Source organism: Coprococcus sp. AF21-14LB, from assembly GCF_003458885.1.
Taxonomy (GTDB): Bacteria; Bacillota; Clostridia; order Lachnospirales; family Lachnospiraceae; genus UBA9414.
The window spans coordinates 77163-97495 of the sequence record NZ_QRVX01000001.1; the positions used below are offsets into that span (position 1 = coordinate 77163).

The following is a 20333-nucleotide window of genomic DNA, read 5'->3' on the forward strand; positions in this document are numbered from 1 at the left end:
AAAAGCACCTCACTATTTTTCTCTGTGGATCAATTCCCGGATCAGAGTATCCAGATAATCCTTTTCTCCCGGAAGTTCAAACAGAAGCGCCAACGCCTCATCTGACAGCCGCTTCACTTCTTTTTGAGCTCCTTCTAATCCCAGAATGGTCACATAAGTTGTCTTTTCATTTTTTTCATCGCTTAAAATCGGCTTGCCCAGTATCTCTGCAGTACTTGTCACATCCAGCACATCATCTTGTATCTGAAATGCCATACCGACTCTCTTCGCAATTTTCTCCACCTTGCTGACTTCTTCATCTGAAGCTCCTGCAAGAACTGCCCCAATCATCATAGAGCTTTCGATCAGTGCGCCTGTTTTCAATTCATAAATAAAATCAAGCACCTCTCTTGAAATCACTTTCCCGCTCGACTGCACATCTACGACCTGTCCTCCGATCATTCCGTAAATACCGGCTTTTTCGGAAAGAATCTTAAGTGCACAGCCAATTGCTCCACTTTGCTGCGGTGCAATTTCAAACGCTTTGACAGCTGTCTCAAATGCGTAATTTAAAAGTGCATCTCCTGCAAGAATTCCCATATCTTCTCCGTACACAATATGAGTTGTTTTTCTCCCGCGGCGATACTCATCATTATCCATCGCCGGAAGATCATCGTGTACAAGCGAATATGTGTGAATCATTTCCTGTGCTGCCATGAACGGCTGGACTGTTTCTCCCTCTCCGCCAAATATGCGGTAAGTCTCAAGCATCAGCATCGGACGCAGCCTTTTTCCCCCAGCCATCAGGCTATACTCCATAGCTTCCATGATCCTGCTCTGCAAGCCTGTTGCTTCCGGAAGATATTTTGTTAATATTCCTTCGATTTCCTTTACTTTTTCTGAACAGATTTCTTTAAAATTCATGTATTTCACCTTCTTCATCTAACAGAAGCATCTTCTTCTCAACCGCATCAATCTTCTGATTGCATTCCTGCAGAAGCTTTACCCCTTGATGATACAGTGCAAAAGACTCTTCCAGTGAAACATCCTCTTTTGACATCTCGGACATTACCTGTTCCAGCGCCTGAAAGCTTTCCTCAAGTGTTCTTGTCTCCTGTTCCTTTGCTGTTTCTCTATCTGTCATAGCCTTCCTCCTTCACGGATATCACTTCTGCCTCAATCATTCCATCCTTAAGGTAAATCTGCATCCGGTCTTTTTCCTGCACATCGCTGATTTTTCTGACAGGTTTCCCATCTGACTTACTGACAAAAGCATATCCTCCACTGAGCCGCTCTAGCGGAGACAGACGTCTCATCTGCTCCGTGCAGAGCAAAATACGATTGCGTTCCTCCGTAATCTTATGCTCCATCAAATATCTGATCCGATCCTCTGTCTCTGTCAGCTGCTGCTTTTTCGTTCGCAGCTGGTTCCCCGGATGACTCAGATGAAGTTTCAGAAGATACCGCTCACTCTCATGTCTCGCTTTCTGAATTTGTTCCATCAGACACTTTCGCATTGTAAAGCGGATTTCTTCCATGGCAGTCTTTGTCTGACCATATTCATACACAGCCAGTTCTGCTGCGGCAGAAGGCGTAGGTGCTCTCAAGTCTGCAACAAAATCCGCAATTGTTATATCTGTTTCATGTCCTACTGCCGAAATAACAGGTGTATGGCAATCAAAAATTGCCCTCGCCACACATTCTTCATTAAAAGCCCAAAGATCCTCAATGGACCCTCCGCCTCTTCCTGCAATAATCACATCGACACCATAAGCATCCAACGCCTGGATTCCCCGGACAATACTCTTTGCAGCTCCCTCTCCCTGGACAAGCGCCGGGTATAAGATCAGCTGCACATAGGGGTTGCGCCTAGATGCAATATTCATAATATCTCTTACCGCTGCACCGGTCGGCGCCGTTACAATCCCTACCTTGCGAACATATTTGGGAATCGGCTGTTTATATTCCGCAGCAAACATCCCCATTTCGTCAAGTTCCTGCCGAAGCGCCTGAAACCGCTCGTATAAAACACCTTCTCCGTCCAGCCTGATCTCTCTTGCATAGAGCTGGTATCTTCCGTCCCGCTCATAAGTGCTTACACTTCCCATTACGATGACCTGCTGCCCTTCTGTCATCCGAAACGCCAGACCGCCTCTGTTGCCCGCAAACATTACGCAGGCAATGACTCCTGACGCATCTTTTAATGAAAAATATATGTGTCCGGATGAATGATATTTACAATTGGACACTTCTCCTTTCACTGCAATCCGGTTCAGCATAAAGTCCTGTGTAAACATATTTTTAATATAAGCATTGACTTGTTTTACCGTATATACATGCTGCATTGCATTCTGTCTCCAGATTATTCTGTCTTTGATAATTTTCCTAAAATTCCATTAATAAATGCCGGGCCTTCTTCACTGCTGTATTTCTTTGCCAGCTCTACCGCCTCATTAATCGCAACTCCCACCGGAATATCTTCATCATAAAGCATCTCGTATACTGCAAGTCGGAGGATCGCAAGGTCCGCTCTGTTCATTCTTGAAGTCTTCCATCCGGACGCAGCTTCATTGATCTTACCATCAATCTCATCCTGCATCCCGAAAATCTTTTCGTACTTCTCTTTAATATATGTCTTGTCTTTGTCTTTTATCTGCTCTAACTGCTCGAAATACAGTTCTATCTGTTCCTCCAGCTCCTTCACATCGTGAAATTCTATCTGAAACAGTATTCTGAAAATGTGTTCCCGTAACTCTGATCTTCCCATAAGTTTTCCTTTCCTCTTCTGTCAGCCGCCTCTTTTAGCGGCTTATATTCTCTTTCTGAAACCTTTTCCGTTTCAAGAACAAATAAGAGGCATATGCTATGCCTCTTCCATGTCTACACTGACAATCCGGATATTCACATCCGCTACGGAAAGTCCTGTCATATTTTCGATTGCAGTCTTTACTTTGTCCTGTACTTTCTTACATACTTCCATAATGCTGTAGCCATACTTCAGATTCAGTGCCAATGCCACCGTCACAACACCGTCAAGCACGTCCACTCTGACACCTTTTGATAATGTCCGCATCCCAAGCTTACTGATCAGTTCTCTCGTTGCATTGCCTGCCATAGAGGAGACTCCTTCTACATCCATTGCCGCCAGTCCTGCAATGATCGCAACAACTTCATCTGCAATCTTTACTTCTCCAATATTCTCATCTGCCTGTATCGTATAAATATTACGTTCTTCTGTCTTTCCCATATTCCAGAAACCTCCTGTCTAGTCCAGAGCGTGTCCGAAAAGGTCTCTTTTTCTTCTCATCTACGCTTTCACATTTCTTTTGTTATTATAACAAATTTTATATCGTTTGCAAAGAGAAAATACTATGAGCGTCCGAATTCAGAAAGAATCAAACCTCATTTCTTTCTTCTACCATCCGGATACTCCAGCTATTTACAAACAGCAGCAGCGGACGGTCTTTTAAGTCTTTGATCTTCTTCATATCAGAAGTTCCTTTGATCTTGTCCATATCAATCTCTTCATTTTCAATCCAGCGGATATATTCATACGGAAGCGTATCAAGTCGGATCTCCACATTATATTCATTCTCCAGCCTGTATTTTAAAACATCAAACTGAAGGACACCGACTACACCGACAATAATCTCTTCCATTCCGGTGTTATATTCCTGGAAAATCTGAATCGCACCTTCCTGCGCAATCTGATTAATTCCTTTTACAAACTGTTTTCGTTTCATTGTATCCACCTGGCGTACTCTTGCGAAATGTTCCGGCGCAAATGTCGGAATTCCTTCATAGGCAAATTTCTTTGGAGACAATGTTACCGTATCGCCAATGGAGAAAATACCCGGATCAAAAATTCCAATGATGTCTCCGCCATAGGCTTTATCAATCATCTTTCGTTCACTTGCCATCATCTGCTGCGGCTGTGAAAGACGCACTTTTTTATTTCCCTGGATATGCCATACATCCATACCGGCGTCAAACTCTCCGGAGCAAATACGCATAAATGCAATTCTGTCACGATGCGCTTTATTCATATTTGCCTGAATTTTAAAAACAAAAGCGGAAAAATCAGGCTCTGTCATCGGATCAATTGCTCCCTGGTCAGACATACGCGGAAGCGGGGATGATGTCATGCGCAGGAAATGCTGTAAAAATGTTTCCACACCGAAGTTTGTTAACGCAGAACCAAAGAACACCGGAGACAGCTGCCCTTTATCTACAAGTTCCTGATCAAACTCCGCACTTGCACCGTCTAACAGTTCAATCTCTTCCTCCAGTGTCTCCCTCTGTCCCGGTACAAGAAGCTCCTCCAGAGACGGATCATCCAGTGATACTTTCTTTACCTCACCCATAGAGGTTCCTTTCCTTGTATCAAAGAACAGTTCAATTTCCTTATGCTCACGGTCAAAAACACCTTTAAATTCTTTTCCGGAACCGATCGGCCAATTGACCGGGCAGGTAGCGATCCCAAGCTCTTTTTCAATATCATCCAAAAGCTCAAATGTATCGCGGGCCTCCCGGTCCATTTATTAATAAAAGTAAAAATCGGAATGTGGCGCATCACGCAGACTTTGAATAGTTTTCTCGTCTGAGCCTCCACACCTTTACTGGCATCAATCACCATTACCGCAGAATCAGCCGCCATCAGTGTACGATACGTATCCTCTGAGAAATCCTGATGCCCAGGCGTATCCAAAATGTTAATACAATATCCGCCGTACTCGAACTGAAGAACAGATGACGTAACGGAAATACCTCTTTCTTTCTCAATTTCCATCCAGTCAGAAACTGCATGCTTTGCTGTTGCTTTTCCCTTTACACTTCCCGCCTGATTGATCGCTCCTCCATATAACAGAAATTTTTCTGTCAAGGTAGTCTTTCCTGCATCCGGATGGGAAATGATTGCAAACGTTCTTCTCTTTTTTATTTCATTTGTAATATTTGACATGATATACTCCTAAAAACCCATTCTCTTTATCAGTTTCTGCCGTTCCTATGTAATTTTATTCATATTCCGGCACATTTTATTAGTGTAACATATATAAACCACTGTCTGCAATGGATTTTCCCAAGAATACATCTGAAATCTTCTTTTTTTCAAATATTTTCTATTCCGCCGTCCCCTCTTCTAATGTTTCTTCCGCCTTCTCCTCTCCTTCTGCGTTTTTTGTTTCCCGCACAGGATTAATAACAATATGCTCCGGTGCAATTTCTGCTTTGCGGCTTACAATATCGAGAATCTGCGCCCGGTTTGCCTCCGTCAGCTCTGTCTGGGCAACTACCACATCTGCTGAATTCTCAGTCAGACTGACGACCGCATCTTGAAATCCTTTTGATGCCAGTAATGTTTCTGCTGCCACTTCTTTCTCTGCGATTCCAGTCATTTTTACAAGCTGCCCGATCGCTTCTTGTTTTTCCGCTTCACTGATATTGGCATTATCAATAATTGCAGACAGCGTCTCTTTATTCTGAGCGCGCACCTGTTCTCTTGCAATCTTTGCTTCCGCCACGATACCGCTTGTCAAAACAGCTTCTCCCGGTGTTCCCTCCGGCTCCCCATCCTGACTTACAATCTCAGCCGTTTCCAAAGCTGCATCTTCATCCGAGAGATCCAGTAATTCCTTGTTTGCAAGATCACTGCTCACTTCCGTATCTGTTTTTTCCGGGAACAATTTCCCAGAATAATTCAAATATCCCGCAGCAGCAATCATCAATGCCAGACCAGTAACAATAATTTGGTTCTTCCTTGCTAATTTTTTCAATTTGAAATCCTCCTAGCTTGATTTTCTCATTTTCATTATTTTTATCTTATGTGCCTCAACTCCAAATAATGCCTGTACTGCTTCCCTTATATTCTGCACTGTAACCGCATTTTTTCCTCCTTCCGCAATCACAAGAATCCCTGAAGGTCTTGCAAATACTTCCTGCACAATATAAGGCATCTCACCACCTGTCTGCGGACGCTCATAAACAGTATTGTTCTCGTCTTTCTCCACAATTTTTTCTGAAGATTCCTGAAAGGTCAGCATGACTCTGACCTGCCCCACCCCTTCCATCTCCGTTAGTACTTGTTCTAATTTATTTTCAAGCTGCTTTGCATATGCATCTTCTTTTATTTCTGACAAGCATTGTTCCGAATCTATTTCCTCCTTTTTTTCTTCCACCGGAAGAGAGATCACAAGCAGCAGCAGTCCAACTAAAAATATCATAAGCAGCTGCCTCGGCCGTTCTTTCATCTGTTTGATAAATGTCATCTTCTCTCTTCCTCCTTCGCTTCTTCCAAAGAACTCTGCCCAAAACCACTTTCATATCTTTCCATCAGCTGCTCCATTTTCCGCATTTGAAGCGCTTCCTCCCGGCGATACATTTGCCAGACTTCTCCTTTCATTCCAAACAGATCAAGAATCGGTGTGATAAGCATCAGTACCATAATAAGCCCGGAGAAAAAACGAATATAATTTCGATAAGACTCACCCGGAAGGATATGCTGTACTGCTGTCATCAGTATCAGACAATATGCCAGATTTTCCACCCATTGATACAAATATTTCATTTTATATGCCTCCCGCTCCTGTAGTTGCCGCAACAATCGCAATTGTAATCAAAAATAAAATGCCTGACATCAGAAGCAGTTTCAGCAGCATCTGAAAACCATCTCCGATTCCGCTCAGACAGTCTGTAATTCTGCGGTCAGAAATTGGTTGGATGACCGCAGCCGCCCCCTTGTACAGTATTACAAGCACCGCTGTCTGTATCACAGGTACAAGGCAGATCATAACACAAATAATTGCCGCTCCTACGCCAATTCCATTTTTAATAAGCGCTGCTGCTCCTGCCGCAATCTGCCCGATTCCTCCCACGATATCTCCAACTCCCGGAAGCATTTCAATCCCTTTGAAAATAGTTCTGCGCCCCACTGCATCCAGTGCCGGTCCCAGAAGCCCCTGAACAAGATTCAGACCAATCACCCCTGAGAACATAAGCTTCATCGTCCATTTAATTCCAAGCTCCAAAAGCTCTCCAAACTTTGACAGATAATCTTCTTCGCTTAGATTATTTAGTACTCCTACTAACACCTGTACATGGATAACCGGAAGCAGAAGTTGGACAGCTACAAGTTCAATCAAATAGATCAATACAAGAAGCATGTAATAAAACATAGCTGACGTTGTAAGTCCGCATGTCAGTCCCACCGCAAAAACATACACTGGAGCCAGTACTTTTAAAAACTCTGTCAGCAAATGCAGATGCTCCTTTGCCGATTCAAGAACTGCAGCAAATGAGCCGACACTCAGCGTAATAACCATCAAGTATATAAGATAGAACCCAATATCAGAAATATGCCGGTTCCTCACAAGTCCGGAAAAATTTGTCAGGATTGCTGCCAGAATCGCCAACAGCAGAAGTTGTTTGAGCGTATTTCTTCCTGTGCGGATTTCATAAAACAATCTGTCCTTGAACCAAATTCCGAGCAGTTTTCCCGCCTGTGTAAGATCACCTTCTAAAATCGTCCCTAAAAGCTGCCGGAAAGTCATCTGCTGTTCCGGAAATATTTTTCTCAGCAGTTCTTCTAATTCCGTAAATTCAAACTGCTGCAGCACTTTCTCCAGAACAGCATCTACAGGCACGGGCGTCTCCTCCTCCGATCCTGCAATCTCTTCTGTCTGTGCTGCGCGAACAGTCATTACATTTTGCGGCAACAGTACCGCGACTGTCAGACTGATTACCAGCCATATCCATTTTCTTGTCCGCATATTTCCTCCGTCATGCCAGAAATGTCCGGATTGTTTTCAAAAGTGCCAGAAGTATCGGCATACTGAGCGCCAGAATCGTTATTTTGCAAAAATCTCTATCTGAGCTGCCACGGTCTGATACCCTGCATCTCTGCAAATTCCTGCTGAAAATTCTGCGACATAGGTAATGCCAAGCATCTTTATTAGAACTTCCACATAAATGCCATTTTCTCCCAGAATCTCCTTCATCAGCCCGGTAATCTCCAGAATCAGACTTAAATTGTCTGCAATTCCCGCAAAAATACAAAGCCCTACAGCAAGTGTAATATAAATTCCGTATTCTTCCCGCCCGGTTTTCATCTGCAGCGCAAGCAGGACACCAGCCACACTTAAAATTCCTATCTGTATGATATTCATACATTTCCCCTTTTACAGCGAAAACAGCTTTCGGATTGTCTCAAACAGTTCCTGTACATAAGGAAGAATCCAGAACAATACAAGCAACAGTCCGGCAAAACTTGTAAGAAATGCCTGTTCCTCTCTTCCACTGTGCCTAAGTACCTGCGTCAACACAGATACAAGAATTCCGACTGCTGCAATTTTGAAAATCAGGTTAATATTCATCGATGTCTCCTTTCTATCTTCCTACAGAAACATCACAACACAGAAAATACCCGCGCTGATTCCAAGCAGTCTGCTGACTCTCTGCTTCTGTGAGAGCGTACGTTCTAATTCCCCAATATCATAATCCAGCCGCCTAATTGCCTGACAGAGCAATCCTTCCTGCATTTTTGTATCAAGAAATCCCAACTGATTTCCCAATTCCATGATCTGATCAAGATCTGAAGCTTTCAAGGCAGTATGTTCCAGATATTTTCTGACACCATCCTCCCAAATTCGGCAAAATGATTTCCCCTCGTATTGTTCCAGTTCTTCTGAAAGCCAAAGCATCCATGGACCACAATCTTTTCCACTGCGTTTTCCGACACGGGCAAATACTTCTGCAAGAGGAACCTGACAGTATCTTACCTCTCCTTCAATAAAACAAAGCGTTTTCCGCCACTGACGGAGCATAGCAACTCTCTGATAGTATCGATCTCCCAGCCAGAATCCAGTCCAGGCAGATGCTCCAAGCACCATCAGACTCCCCAGCATTTTTATGTACATAACAATTCTCCATCTATGACTGTTGCGCCATTTTCATCAAGAATTTCTCTGATACGTCCCGCATGCTCCTGGTGTTCCAGAATGACATATCGGTCAAATCGCTTTTGCTTAATCAGCTCCGACAGAAATGGACGTTTTCTTACTTCCTCCAATGACTCTCCATGTACGCTGGCAATCAGGCGACAGCCACAGTGCATCGCATACTCCAAAGCGCTGACTTCATTTTGGGAACCAATCTCATCTACTGCCAGTACCTCCGGTCCCATTGAACGAATCAGCATCAACATCCCTTCTTCTTTCGGGCAGCAGTCAAGAATATCTGTCCGGATTCCCAATTCATTTTGAGCGATTCCCATATAACAGCCTCCGATTTCTGAGCGCTCATCCACAACCCCTACCGCCGATCCTTTTACTTTCTCTGAACCATTCGATACAATTCTGATCAGATCTCTTAAAATAGTTGTCTTTCCACATCTTGGGGGCGCAATGATTAACGTATGACTGATCCGTTTCTCTTTCACAAGGTACGGAATCAACGGCTCTGCACACCCTTTTACTTCGTGGGCAATCCGGATATTCATGGAAGAAATATAAGTCATCGTCTTAATCCTTCCCTGCTCCATTACAATCTTTCCCGTCAGACCAACCCGGTGTCCGCCCTCAATTGTCAGAAATCCCTGACGCATTTCCTGCTCAAAAGCATAAAAAGAATAGCGGCTCACATACTCCAGCGCTTCTGCAAGTTCCTGTCCCGTTACGATATGCGGATCTCTCCTGTCAGGAAGCATCTGTTCCCCACTCCCCGCAACACAGATCAGCGGATTGCCTGTCCTTAATCTTATTTCCTCTAATTCTTCAAAAGGAATCTTCGATTCCCGAATCAGACGCCCAATTACAGCCGGAAGAATTTTCAAAATCTGTTTTTCTTTTTGCCTGTTTTCTATTTTCATATTTGTCACCTCTTTACACCATGTATATGAGACATGCTGTATAGATTAGAACAAAAAAAGGACAGAAATTTCTTCTGTCCTTCCTTTACAATATAATATTATTCTGCAACATCTTTCATACTGAAGCTGATTCTTCCAAGCTTGTCTTTGCCAAGACATACCACTTTCACATGATCTCCCAGTGTCAGAACATCTTCTACATGATTGATTCTCTCTTTTGAAATCTTAGAAATGTGTACCATTCCTTCTTTACCCGGTGCAAATTCCACAAATGCACCGAATTCTTTGATGCTGACAACGGTTCCTTCGAACACCTGACCTGCTTCAAAATCTGTCACAATAATAGCGATCATGCGCATCGCTCTATCCATTGCTTCTGCATCTACACCACAGACAGAAACGAAGCCATCATCTGTGATGTCAATCTTAACACCAGTCTGCTCGATGATTGCATTGATCGTCTTTCCTCTCTGTCCTACGACATCGCCAATCTTTGCCGGATCAATCTTCATCTGACGGATCTTTGGTGCAAACTCTCCGACTTCCGGGCGTGCCTCAGCGATTACCGGATTCATTACTTCATCAAGAATATGGAATCTCGCTGTTCTTGTACGTGCAATTGCTTCTTCAATGATCTGTCTTGTCAGACCGTGGATCTTAATATCCATCTGAATTGCTGTAATACCGTCTTTTGTACCTGCTACTTTAAAGTCCATATCTCCAAAGAAGTCTTCCAGTCCCTGGATATCTGTCAAAATGATATAGTCATCGTCAGAATCTCCTGTCACAAGACCACAGGAAATACCTGCAACCGGCTTCTTAATCGGAACACCCGCTGCCATCAGTGAAAGGCTGGATGCACACACACTGGCCTGAGAAGTAGAACCATTCGATTCAAACGTCTCAGAAACAGTACGGATTGCATATGGGAACTCCTCTTCTGTCGGAAGTACCGGTACAAGCGCACGCTCTGCAAGCGCTCCATGACCAATCTCACGGCGTCCCGGTCCTCTGGATGGTTTTGTCTCCCCAACAGAATATGACGGGAAGTTGTAATGATGCATATATCTCTTAGATGTCTCTGTTTCATCCAGACCATCCAGTCTCTGCGCTTCAGAAAGCGGAGCCAATGTACAAATATTGCAGATCTGAGTCTGTCCTCTTGTAAACATAGCCGAACCGTGTACGCGCGGAATGATATCAACTTCTGCTGCCAGTGGACGGATCTGTTCAATTGCTCTTCCATCCGGACGTTTGTGATCTTTCAAAATCATCTTGCGCACAGTCTTCTTCTGATACTGATAAAGTGCTTCTCCAATCAGAGGCAGCCATTCTTCATTTTCTGCAAATGCTTCTTCAAGTTTCTCTGTGATGACACGGATATTTTCTTCACGGATCTGTTTCTCATCTGTAAATACTGCTGCTTCCATTTCCTCCGGAGATACGATCTCACGGATTGCTGCAAACAGCTCTTCCGGAATTGCACAGCTTTCATAAGCATGTTTTTCTTTTCCTACTTCTGCAACGATAGTCTCAATAAAAGCAATGATTTCCTGATTTACTTCATGTGCTTTAAAAATTGCTTCAATCATCTTTGCTTCCGGAATCTCATTGGCTCCGGCTTCAATCATGATTACTTTTTCTTTTGTAGATGCAACTGTCAGTTGAAGATCTGATACGTCTTTTTGTGCCAATGTCGGGTTAATAATCAGTTCTCCGTCAATCATACCGACCTGTGTTGCCGCACACGGACCATCAAACGGAATATCTGATATACAAGTTGCGATTGAAGAACCAAGCATTGCAACAACTTCCGGATTGCACTGCGGATCTACAGACATTACCATATTGTTTAATGTAACATCATTGCGGTAATCCTTCGGGAACAGCGGGCGCATCGGACGGTCAATCACGCGGGAAGTCAGAATCGCATGCTCGCTTGCTTTTCCTTCTCTTTTATTGAATCCTCCCGGAATTTTACCAACTGCATATAATTTTTCTTCATATTCTACACTTAACGGGAAGAAATCAATTCCTTCTCTTGGTTTATCTGATGCTGTTGCTGTAGACAATACCACTGTATCGCCATAGTGCATAAAAGCTGCGCCATTTGCCTGAGCAGCTACACGTCCGATATCTACGCGCAGTGTTCTGCCAGCTAATTCCATTTCAAATTTTTTAAACATATATTCTCTCCTTAAATTCTCTTTCTTGTGGACAGTCATAACCGAAACTACTGAAAAATACATTTTCTAAATGTGCTTTTCAGTGGTCTCGGGTGTTCTGTCTGTTCACAATCTTATTTAGTATATCACACTTAATAAAAACATGCAATTTACAATATGAATTTCTTGGTAAAACCGAATCCTCTTTATGCCGGAATTCTATTAGAAAAAGCGCCGGCATCCGCCAGCGCTTTCCTTATCATCTCTATGATTACTTTCTTAATCCAAGACGTTCGATCAGAGAACGATATCTTTCGATATCTACTTCTTTTAAGTATGCAAGAAGACCTCTTCTCTGTCCAACCATCTTTAAAAGACCTCTTCTTGAATGATGATCCTTCGGGTTAGCTTTGAAGTGATCTGTCAGTTCGTTGATTCTTGCTGTAAGAATAGCAACCTGAACTTCCGGTGAACCTGTATCACCTTCACATCTTCCATATTCTTTGATAATAGCCTGTTTCTTTTCTTTTGCGATCATTGTCACAAGTCCTCCTTTTATCTAATTCACACCTGGCATTAAGCAGCGGTCGGAGTGATCCGTCTACTGAACACCGGCTTACTCATACCTGCACATCTTAACATGCCGCACATTTATTTGTCAAGCCTTATTTTTCTTACTTTCACATCACTCACTGTCTTCCGTCTGTTTCCCTGCAGTACAAAAATAACGCTTTCCATATGCAATATCCTTCTGCATACAGCTTTTCAATGCTTCAATAGAATCGAATTTCTTCTCTGATCTGCGGAAATCATACAGATCAATTTCAATTCTGCTGCCATAGGCATCTCCGGAGAAATCAAATAAATGGATTTCTGCCAGCACAGCTCCATTTTGCTCTACAGTAGGCTTCCTTCCAATGTTGGCAATTCCACTGTACCAGATACCGTTCATATGAGCCTGTGCTGCATATACTCCATTCGGCGGAAGCAGTTTCTCTTCGCTGATTGGTACATTCATCGTCGGGATACCGAGTTTTCTTCCTAATTTCCTTCCGTGTTCCACTGTTCCGAGTATCCGGTAAGGATGTCCGAGCATCTTTGCCACAGCATTCATTCTCCCTGCTGACACTTCTTCTCTTAGATAGGTACTGCTGATTTCCCGGTCAATATACCAGAGTTTTTCCACTACTTCGACCTGATAGCCATATTTATCCTGACACTGTTCCAGAAGTCTGTAGTTTCCCTGTTTTTGATAGCCGAAAAAATAATCCGTTCCAACTACGATCCGTTTTGCATGGAATTTCCCCACAAGAATGTCTCGAATAAATACTTCTGCATCCATCGTACGAATCTCATCTGTAAACGGACACTCCACCAGACAATCAATTCGTCCTTCCAGCTGTTCCCTGCGTTCTTCCTTCGTCATCAGCACTTGATATTCTTTTTTCATTTTCTGATAAAATACCGACATATCAAAAACAAATGCCACACTCTTTAGTGCCTCTGCTTCAGCATATGCTCTTACTTTTCGAAGCAGAATCTGATGTCCCCGATGCAGTCCATCAAATTTTCCCAATGTGATTGCAGTGCCGCACGTTTCCTGATAGTCTTCCAAATCTACTATACACTGCATCTGTTTTTCCTCTTTTATCCATTCTCATTTCTGTCCCAGAACATTTTGAGCAGTTTTAGCTGCTGTCCTTTTTCGTCATGCTGATAAAGACCGATAAATGTTCCCTGTCGATCATAGATCCGATAGATTTCTCCTGAAGTGCTGATCTGTCCAGCCGTTTTTTCCGGCAGCGCATTTCCATTATACAGAAGTTTTTCATACCGTTCTGAAACAGTCAGTTTCCTATACTGAGAAAACATTTCATCAATCGGAATCAGTACTTGATCCAGTTCTCCTGAAAGCACCAATTCTCTGACTTCTTCCAGATGAATACTGTCTTTCAGCTGAAATCTCTCTACCTTTGTGCGAAGCAGTTTTTCCATACAGCCGCCAGTTCCAAGCTTTTCACCGATATCATGACAGAGCGTCCGGATATACGTTCCCTTTGAACAACTGACTTCCATATACACTCTCGGCAACTCAATCTTCTGGATTACAATCTTGTGGATTGTTACCTGCCTTGCTTTGCGCTCCACAGTAATTCCTTCCCGTGCCAGCTCATAAAGTTTTTTTCCGCCCACTTTCAGTGCAGAATACATTGGCGGAATCTGATCGTACACGCCAACGAAGGAGAAAATCGCTTCCTGCACCCTCTCTTCTGTCAATCCTGATGCATCTTTTTCTTCTAAAACTGTTCCGGTAATATCCTGCGTATCTGTCTTTTTTCCTAACAGCAGTACCGTTTCATATACTTTATCTTTTTCTGTCAAAAGATCACATAATTTTGTCGCTTTCCCAAGACAAACCGGAAGCACGCCTTCCGCATCCGGATCAAGCGTGCCTGTATGTCCGATTTTTTTCTGTTTAAGGATCCCCCGCAGTTTTGCAACGACATCATGGGATGTAAATCCTTTTTCTTTATAAATATTAATGACTCCGTGATACATTATGCTTCCTCCGCTGTGCCAGATTCCGGTAGCGTTTCTTCATCCGAATCCGCAAGCTGTATCTGTGCTTCCTCTGTCACAAGACGGATGATCTCTTCCGGCGACTCTTTCATATTAAACCCAGACGCCTTCTTATGTCCGCCTCCGCCAAACTTTCCTGCAAGCAGGCTTACATCAATCTTATCAGAAGATCTAAGACTTGCTTTGTATTCGCCCGGCGCTACTTCATACAAAAAGACTGCCAGTTCTACGCCCTTTGTATTACGCAGCTGACTGACAACACCATCCACATCTTTCGGTGTCACATGGAATTTCTCCATTTCTTCGATAGATAATGATACGGCAATACAGCGTTCCTCCATATATAATCTGCTGTCAAACAACATTTTCCCAAGTATCCGGTTCTGTTCATATGTTTTCTGAAAAAAGGTTTCTTCAATAATCCGCGGCGCGTCAATTCCTGTTCTCATTAGCGCCGCCGCTGCCTCCATTGTCTCAGGAGCTGTACAGGAATACTGGAACACGCCCGTATCATGTACAATGCCCATATACAACGCTTCTGCTGCTTCCTTAGAGATTCCTACACCTTCCGTCAGCCGATACACAAGTTCACTTGTCGAACTGGCATCCGGAACAATATAGTTCTTCTCAGCAAATGCCTGATTGCTGATGTGATGATCCACACATAACGTATGTCGTGCCTCATCAAATAATTTTGCCGAGAATCCGAGCCGATCTTTGTCTCCACAGTCAAGCGCGATAAAAAGATCGTATACCGGAGCTTCCTTTACATCGTGATGAACTTCGTTTGCACCACTCAGAAACTGGAAGACCGGTCTGAATTCTTCCAGATAAACGTCCGTCTGAATCTGTGGATATTCATCTTTCAGATAGCGGCAAAGCCCCAGACAGGAACCGATACAGTCCCCGTCCGGACGGATATGACCGCTGATTGCAACTGTTTTTACATTGCACAGCATTTCTTTTAACATGTTACTCATCTCCGTTTTCTGAACCACTCTCTGATACTTCGTCCCGTTTCAGATGCTTTGTTACATCATCAATTTTCTTCGACATAGTTACGCCATATTCTATAGACTGATCCAATACAAACTTAATCTCCGGTGTGTTTCGCATATTCAACGTATGCGCCAGCTCACGGCGGATAAACCCTTCCGCACTCTGAAGTCCCTTCAGCGTATCTTCCTGGGCTTTTTCATCTCCCAATACACTGATATAGGCTTTACACGTTTTCAGATCCGGTGCTACTTCTACTGCTACAACCGATGTCATTGGGGCTACTCTCGGATCTTTGATCCCATCTCTTAAAATACTGCAAAGCTCGCGATGTACTTCCGCATTTACCCTTGTATTCTTAACGCTGTTTTTTCTCATTCAGATTTCCCCTTTTCACTATCGCGGAATTTCAACCATTTTGTAAGATTCTACCTGGTCTCCTTCTTTGATATCATTATATTTTTCAAATACAAATCCACATTCAAAACCTGCTTTTACTTCTTTTACATCATCTTTGAAACGTTTCAAAGATGCAAGCTTACCGTCGAAAATTACAATACCGTCACGGATCACTCTCGCACTGCAGTCACGCTCAAAAATACCGTCAAGCACATAAGAGCCTGCAATCGTTCCAACACCGGATGCTTTGAATGTCTGGCGTACTTCCGCATGTCCAAGCACCTTCTCTTCAAATATCGGATCAAGCATACCTTTCATAGCAGCTTCCACATCATCAATAATATTGTAAATGACACGGTACAGACGAAGATCTACACCTTCGCGCTCTGCAGTATCTTTTGCAGCCGCATCCGGACGTACGTTAAATCCGATTACAATCGCATTCGACGCAGATGCCAGAATTACGTCAGATTCATTGATCGCACCTACTCCGCCATGGATCACTTTAATTACGACTTCTTCATTTGATAATTTAATCAGACTCTGTTTAATTGCCTCTACAGATCCCTGTACGTCTGCCTTGATAACAACACCAAGCTCTTTGACATTTCCTGCCTGAATCTGATTAAACAGATCATCCAGAGACATTTTGGCTTTCGTCTCATCAAGCAGTTTTGCTTTATTCTGTGCAATAAATGTTTCAGCAAAGCTTCTTGCTTCTTTTTCATTTTTACATCCTACAAATACCTCTCCGGCATTTGGCACATCATCAAGTCCAAGGATTTCAACCGGAACAGAAGGTCCTGCCTCTTTCACCCGGCGTCCCTTATCGTCCATCATTGCTCTTACTTTACCATGTGCAGATCCTGCTGCGATACAATCGCCGATACGCAGCGTACCCTTTTGTACAAGCACTGTGGCAACCGGTCCTTTTCCTTTGTCAAGCTCGCCTTCAATCACAAGACCTCTTGCACGGCGGTTTGGATTTGCTTTTAATTCCAGCATTTCTGCTGTCAGAAGGAGCATTTCCATTAATTCCGGAATTCCTTCGCCAGTATGTGCAGAAACCGGTACAAAGATTGTACTTCCGCCCCAATCTTCCGGAATCAATTCATATTCTGTCAGTTCCTGTTTTACACGATCGATATTTGCGCTTGGCTTATCAATCTTATTAATCGCAACTACAATCTCAATTCCTGCTGCTTTTGCATGGTTGATCGCCTCTACTGTCTGCGGCATGACACCATCATCTGCTGCTACAACAAGAATTGCAATATCTGTAGAAGATGCACCACGCATACGCATTGCTGTAAATGCTTCGTGTCCAGGTGTATCCAGGAATGTAATTTTCTCATCGTTTACTGTTACAACAGATGCACCGATATGCTGAGTAATACCGCCAGCCTCACGGTCTGTCACATTTGTATCACGAAGGGCATCCAGAAGAGATGTCTTACCATGGTCAACGTGTCCCATAACGCAGACAACCGGCGGACGTTTTTTCATTTTCTTTTCGTCCTCTTCTTCTTCCTTCAGAAGTTCCTCGATCACGTCTACGACTTCTTCCTTCTCTACAAGACATTCAAATTCCATTGCAATCTCTTCGGCAGTATCAAAATCTACTTCCTGATTTACTGTCACAATCTTGCCCTGCATAAACAGCTTCTTCACGATTGCCGACGGCTGCAGTTTCATTTTTTCTGCCAGTTCCTGAATCGTAATTGTTTCCGGAATGGTAATTACTTTTACCTGTTCTTCCTGTTTCTCTTCTTTTGGCTGCGGTTTCTGTGGAGCACTCTGCTTCTTGCCCGGTTTGCTTAGTTTGGACATCCGTTCTTCCTGCTCCTCATTATTATTGCGGTAATCTTTCTCTTTTTTGGATTTATAATTATCTTTTGCTTTCTGACGCTGTGGTTTCTGTTCTGCCACTGCCGGTGCCGGAATTGCCGGCATGCTGTCACGGCGGTTACTGTCACGGCGTCCTCCGTCTCTTCTGCCGTCTCCGCCACGTCCGCCGTCACGTCCTTCATTTCCTCGGAAATTATCTCTGCGGTCATTATCTCTTCTGTTATCTCCGCGGAATCCATCGCGTTTCTCGCCACGGTTTTCATTTCCCCGGAAATTGTCTCTTCTCTCGCCGCGGTTCTCTCCCTGGCGATTGTCACGGCGGCTGTCGTCACGTCTTCCCTGACCGGTCGGACGTCCCGCACGGTTATCTCCCTGACGGTTGTCGCGGCGGCTGTCGTCACGTCCCTGTGCATTATCCGGACGGCCTTTCTTCTGGAATTTCTGTTCTCCATCATTTCTTCTTCCGGTATTGCCATTGTTATTGTTCTGATTCTGGCGCTGGCGTCCTCCCTGACGACCTCCGCCGCTCTGTGTATTTTGCGGACGGAACACCTGAACAATATTCTTTTTCTTTGGAGCATCTGATTTATCTTCTTTTGCTCCTCCGATAGATTTCTTCACTAGATCGATTTCTTCTTCTGAAAGTGTACTCATATGGCTCTTTACATCCACCTGTTTTTCTTTCAGAACATCCATTACTTCTTTATTTGTTTTATCAAGCTCTTTCGCTAATTCATGTACACGTAGTTTTGTCATACGTCTGCCTCCTCTATGCAATTGTTTCATTCATCCTGTTCAGCTTCTCTATTATGCCTTTCGCAAAGCTCTCATCGACAACGGCCAGCGATGCGCGGAATTCTTTGCCCATTGCATGCCCCAATGTATCTTTATCTGCATAAAAACAAATCGGTACTTCATAAAATTCGCACATATTCCGAAACTTTTTTTTCGTATTCTCTGAAGCATCTCCTGCTACAAATACCAGATGAGCTCTTCCCTCTTTTACTGCCTTTTCTGTAGAAAATTCGCCGCTTGCAAGTTTACCGGCTTTTGCAGCAAGGCTCAAAAATGATAACACTCTATCTTGACTCAAGCACACTCATCTCCTTACACAATTCGTCATATACTTCCTTTGGAATCGCCTGTTTAAATGACCGTTCCAATCCCCTGTTTTTGATTGCTTTTTCAAGACATTCCGACGACGGGCAGATATAGGCTCCCCGTCCGTTCTTTCTTCCGGTTGCATCCAGCAAGAAGTCCTGTTCCTCTGTCCTTACGATACGGATCATTTCTTTCTTTGCTTTCATCTCCTGGCAGCCGACACATTTTCGCATAGGTATCTTCTTACTGCTCGTCAAATTCATCACCTGTCATTTCTTCCTGATATTCTTCCATTCCCATATCCATGTAGTTTTCTGGAAGTTCTCCGGATTCGATTGCCTGGCTCTCGCTCTTAATATCGATCTTATATCCTGTCAGTCTTGCTGCAAGGCGGGCATTCTGTCCCTCTTTACCAATTGCAAGTGACAGCTGATAATCCGGAACGATCACGCTTGCTGTTTTTTCATCCGGATCTGCCATAACAGAAATTACTTTTGCCGGGCTTAATGCGTTTTCAATTAAGATTGCCGGGTTATCGCTCCAATTAATGATATCAATTTTTTCACCGCGAAGTTCTGATACAACTGCACCGACTCTGGAACCGTTCATTCCAACGCATGCCCCTACCGGATCTACATTCGGGTCATTAGACCATACGGCAATCTTTGTACGGGAACCTGCCTCACGGGCAATGCTCTTAATCTCCACAATGCCTTCTTTTACCTCAGCTACTTCTGCTTCAAAAAGACGTTTCACAAGTTCCGGATGTGTTCTTGACACAAGAATCTTCGGTCCTTTTGTTGTATTCTTCACTTCCACTACATATAGCTTAATGCGTTCTGTTGGCTTGAACACTTCCCCTTTTACCTGCTCATTCTCTGTCAGCATTGCATCTGCTTTTCCGAGATCAATACTGATATTCTTGCCTACATAGCGCTGAACGATACCTGTTACAATATCCTTTTCCTTCTCAAAATACTGATCATAGACAACTTTTCTTTCTTCTTCCCGAATCTTCTGAAGGATCAGATTCTTCGCATTCTGCGTTGCAATACGTCCGAATGATTTTGATTCAATCGGAATCTGTACAATGTCTCCAAGTTCAAACTTAGAATCGATCATTTTTGCATTGGCAAGACTGATTTCAAGCAGATCGTCTTCCACTTCCTCCACAACTGTTTTCTCAGCAAATAAAGAATATTCACATGTCTCCCGATTCATGATGACTTTAATATTATCTGTGCGTCCGAAATGGTTTTTGCATGCATTGATAAGTGAATTTTCAATGGCATCCAGTAATGTCTCTTTGCTGATATCTTTTTCCTGTTCAAGAATAGTAAGCGCTTCTAATAACTCTGTATTCATTAATGATTCCTCCTTGTTTCCCTGTTCTTTATAACTTA

The 20333-nt window shown here is 43.4% G+C and carries 22 protein-coding genes and 2 pseudogenes; all 24 read right to left on the reverse strand.

The window, feature by feature from the left end:
- Positions 1 to 12: 12 nt before the first annotated feature.
- Positions 13 to 903, reverse strand: a complete 891-nt coding sequence (locus tag DWX73_RS00375) for a polyprenyl synthetase family protein (protein WP_118346161.1) — start codon at positions 901 to 903, stop codon at positions 13 to 15.
- Complete coding sequence (gene xseB / locus DWX73_RS00380; protein ID WP_118346163.1) at positions 893 to 1123, reverse strand: exodeoxyribonuclease VII small subunit; 231 nt, start codon at positions 1121 to 1123, stop codon at positions 893 to 895. The genes DWX73_RS00375 and xseB overlap by 11 nt, the downstream gene beginning before the upstream one ends.
- Complete coding sequence (gene xseA, locus DWX73_RS00385; RefSeq protein ID WP_118346165.1) at positions 1113 to 2324, reverse strand: exodeoxyribonuclease VII large subunit; 1212 nt, start codon at positions 2322 to 2324, stop codon at positions 1113 to 1115. The genes xseB and xseA overlap by 11 nt, the downstream gene beginning before the upstream one ends.
- 17 nt (positions 2325 to 2341) lie before the next feature.
- Entirely contained in the window at positions 2342 to 2746 is a 405-nt protein-coding gene (gene nusB / locus DWX73_RS00390; RefSeq protein WP_118346167.1) for a transcription antitermination factor NusB, read from the reverse strand.
- Positions 2747 to 2842: 96 nt separating this feature from the next.
- Positions 2843 to 3226: an Asp23/Gls24 family envelope stress response protein gene (locus DWX73_RS00395; protein ID WP_118346169.1), complete on the reverse strand. Its 384-nt coding sequence runs from the start codon at positions 3224 to 3226 to the stop codon at positions 2843 to 2845.
- A gap of 122 nt (positions 3227 to 3348) precedes the next feature.
- A pseudogene (locus DWX73_RS15350) lies at positions 3349 to 4939 on the reverse strand (peptide chain release factor 3).
- A 160-nt stretch (positions 4940 to 5099) separates the two neighbouring features.
- Complete coding sequence (locus DWX73_RS00405; RefSeq protein ID WP_118346170.1) at positions 5100 to 5753, reverse strand: SpoIIIAH-like family protein; 654 nt, start codon at positions 5751 to 5753, stop codon at positions 5100 to 5102.
- Positions 5754 to 5765: 12 nt separating this feature from the next.
- Complete coding sequence (locus tag DWX73_RS00410; RefSeq protein WP_118346172.1) at positions 5766 to 6245, reverse strand: stage III sporulation protein AG; 480 nt, start codon at positions 6243 to 6245, stop codon at positions 5766 to 5768.
- Entirely contained in the window at positions 6242 to 6544 is a 303-nt protein-coding gene (locus tag DWX73_RS00415; RefSeq protein ID WP_118346173.1) for a stage III sporulation protein AF, read from the reverse strand. Before DWX73_RS00415 ends, DWX73_RS00410 begins: the two co-directional genes overlap by 4 nt.
- A gap of 1 nt (position 6545) precedes the next feature.
- Positions 6546 to 7745, reverse strand: a complete 1200-nt coding sequence (locus DWX73_RS00420; RefSeq protein ID WP_118346175.1) for a stage III sporulation protein AE — start codon at positions 7743 to 7745, stop codon at positions 6546 to 6548.
- A 10-nt stretch (positions 7746 to 7755) separates the two neighbouring features.
- Positions 7756 to 8141: pseudogene (locus DWX73_RS00425) on the reverse strand (SpoIIIAC/SpoIIIAD family protein).
- A gap of 12 nt (positions 8142 to 8153) precedes the next feature.
- Positions 8154 to 8348, reverse strand: coding sequence for a stage III sporulation protein AC (spoIIIAC, locus tag DWX73_RS00430; RefSeq protein WP_118346176.1), 195 nt, complete (start codon positions 8346 to 8348; stop codon positions 8154 to 8156).
- Positions 8349 to 8369: 21 nt separating this feature from the next.
- On the reverse strand, positions 8370 to 8891 hold the full coding sequence (locus DWX73_RS00435) for a stage III sporulation protein AB (RefSeq protein WP_118346178.1): 522 nt from the start codon (positions 8889 to 8891) through the stop codon (positions 8370 to 8372).
- Positions 8882 to 9841, reverse strand: a complete 960-nt coding sequence (gene spoIIIAA / locus DWX73_RS00440) for a stage III sporulation protein AA (protein WP_118346180.1) — start codon at positions 9839 to 9841, stop codon at positions 8882 to 8884. Before spoIIIAA ends, DWX73_RS00435 begins: the two co-directional genes overlap by 10 nt.
- A gap of 98 nt (positions 9842 to 9939) precedes the next feature.
- Entirely contained in the window at positions 9940 to 12027 is a 2088-nt protein-coding gene (locus DWX73_RS00445; protein WP_118346181.1) for a polyribonucleotide nucleotidyltransferase, read from the reverse strand.
- 250 nt (positions 12028 to 12277) lie between these two features.
- Entirely contained in the window at positions 12278 to 12544 is a 267-nt protein-coding gene (gene rpsO, locus DWX73_RS00450) for a 30S ribosomal protein S15 (protein WP_118346183.1), read from the reverse strand.
- Positions 12545 to 12691: 147 nt separating this feature from the next.
- Entirely contained in the window at positions 12692 to 13639 is a 948-nt protein-coding gene (locus DWX73_RS00455; RefSeq protein WP_118346184.1) for a bifunctional riboflavin kinase/FAD synthetase, read from the reverse strand.
- 14 nt (positions 13640 to 13653) lie between these two features.
- On the reverse strand, positions 13654 to 14565 hold the full coding sequence (gene truB, locus DWX73_RS00460) for a tRNA pseudouridine(55) synthase TruB (RefSeq protein ID WP_118346185.1): 912 nt from the start codon (positions 14563 to 14565) through the stop codon (positions 13654 to 13656).
- The gene (locus DWX73_RS00465; protein ID WP_330413343.1) at positions 14565 to 15557 is read right to left on the reverse strand and encodes a bifunctional oligoribonuclease/PAP phosphatase NrnA; all 993 of its coding nucleotides are present in this window, start codon (positions 15555 to 15557) and stop codon (positions 14565 to 14567) included. Before DWX73_RS00465 ends, truB begins: the two co-directional genes overlap by 1 nt.
- 1 nt (position 15558) lies before the next feature.
- Positions 15559 to 15960 (reverse strand): 30S ribosome-binding factor RbfA, encoded by a 402-nt coding sequence (rbfA, locus tag DWX73_RS00470; protein WP_118346187.1) that lies wholly within the window; start codon positions 15958 to 15960, stop codon positions 15559 to 15561.
- An 18-nt stretch (positions 15961 to 15978) separates the two neighbouring features.
- On the reverse strand, positions 15979 to 18585 hold the full coding sequence (gene infB, locus DWX73_RS00475) for a translation initiation factor IF-2 (RefSeq protein WP_118346188.1): 2607 nt from the start codon (positions 18583 to 18585) through the stop codon (positions 15979 to 15981).
- A 13-nt stretch (positions 18586 to 18598) separates the two neighbouring features.
- Entirely contained in the window at positions 18599 to 18922 is a 324-nt protein-coding gene (locus DWX73_RS00480; RefSeq protein WP_118346189.1) for a L7Ae/L30e/S12e/Gadd45 family ribosomal protein, read from the reverse strand.
- Entirely contained in the window at positions 18909 to 19193 is a 285-nt protein-coding gene (rnpM, locus tag DWX73_RS00485; protein WP_330413350.1) for an RNase P modulator RnpM, read from the reverse strand. Before rnpM ends, DWX73_RS00480 begins: the two co-directional genes overlap by 14 nt.
- The gene (nusA, locus tag DWX73_RS00490; protein ID WP_118346190.1) at positions 19174 to 20295 is read right to left on the reverse strand and encodes a transcription termination factor NusA; all 1122 of its coding nucleotides are present in this window, start codon (positions 20293 to 20295) and stop codon (positions 19174 to 19176) included. The genes rnpM and nusA overlap by 20 nt, the downstream gene beginning before the upstream one ends.
- Positions 20296 to 20333: the final 38 nt, after the last annotated feature.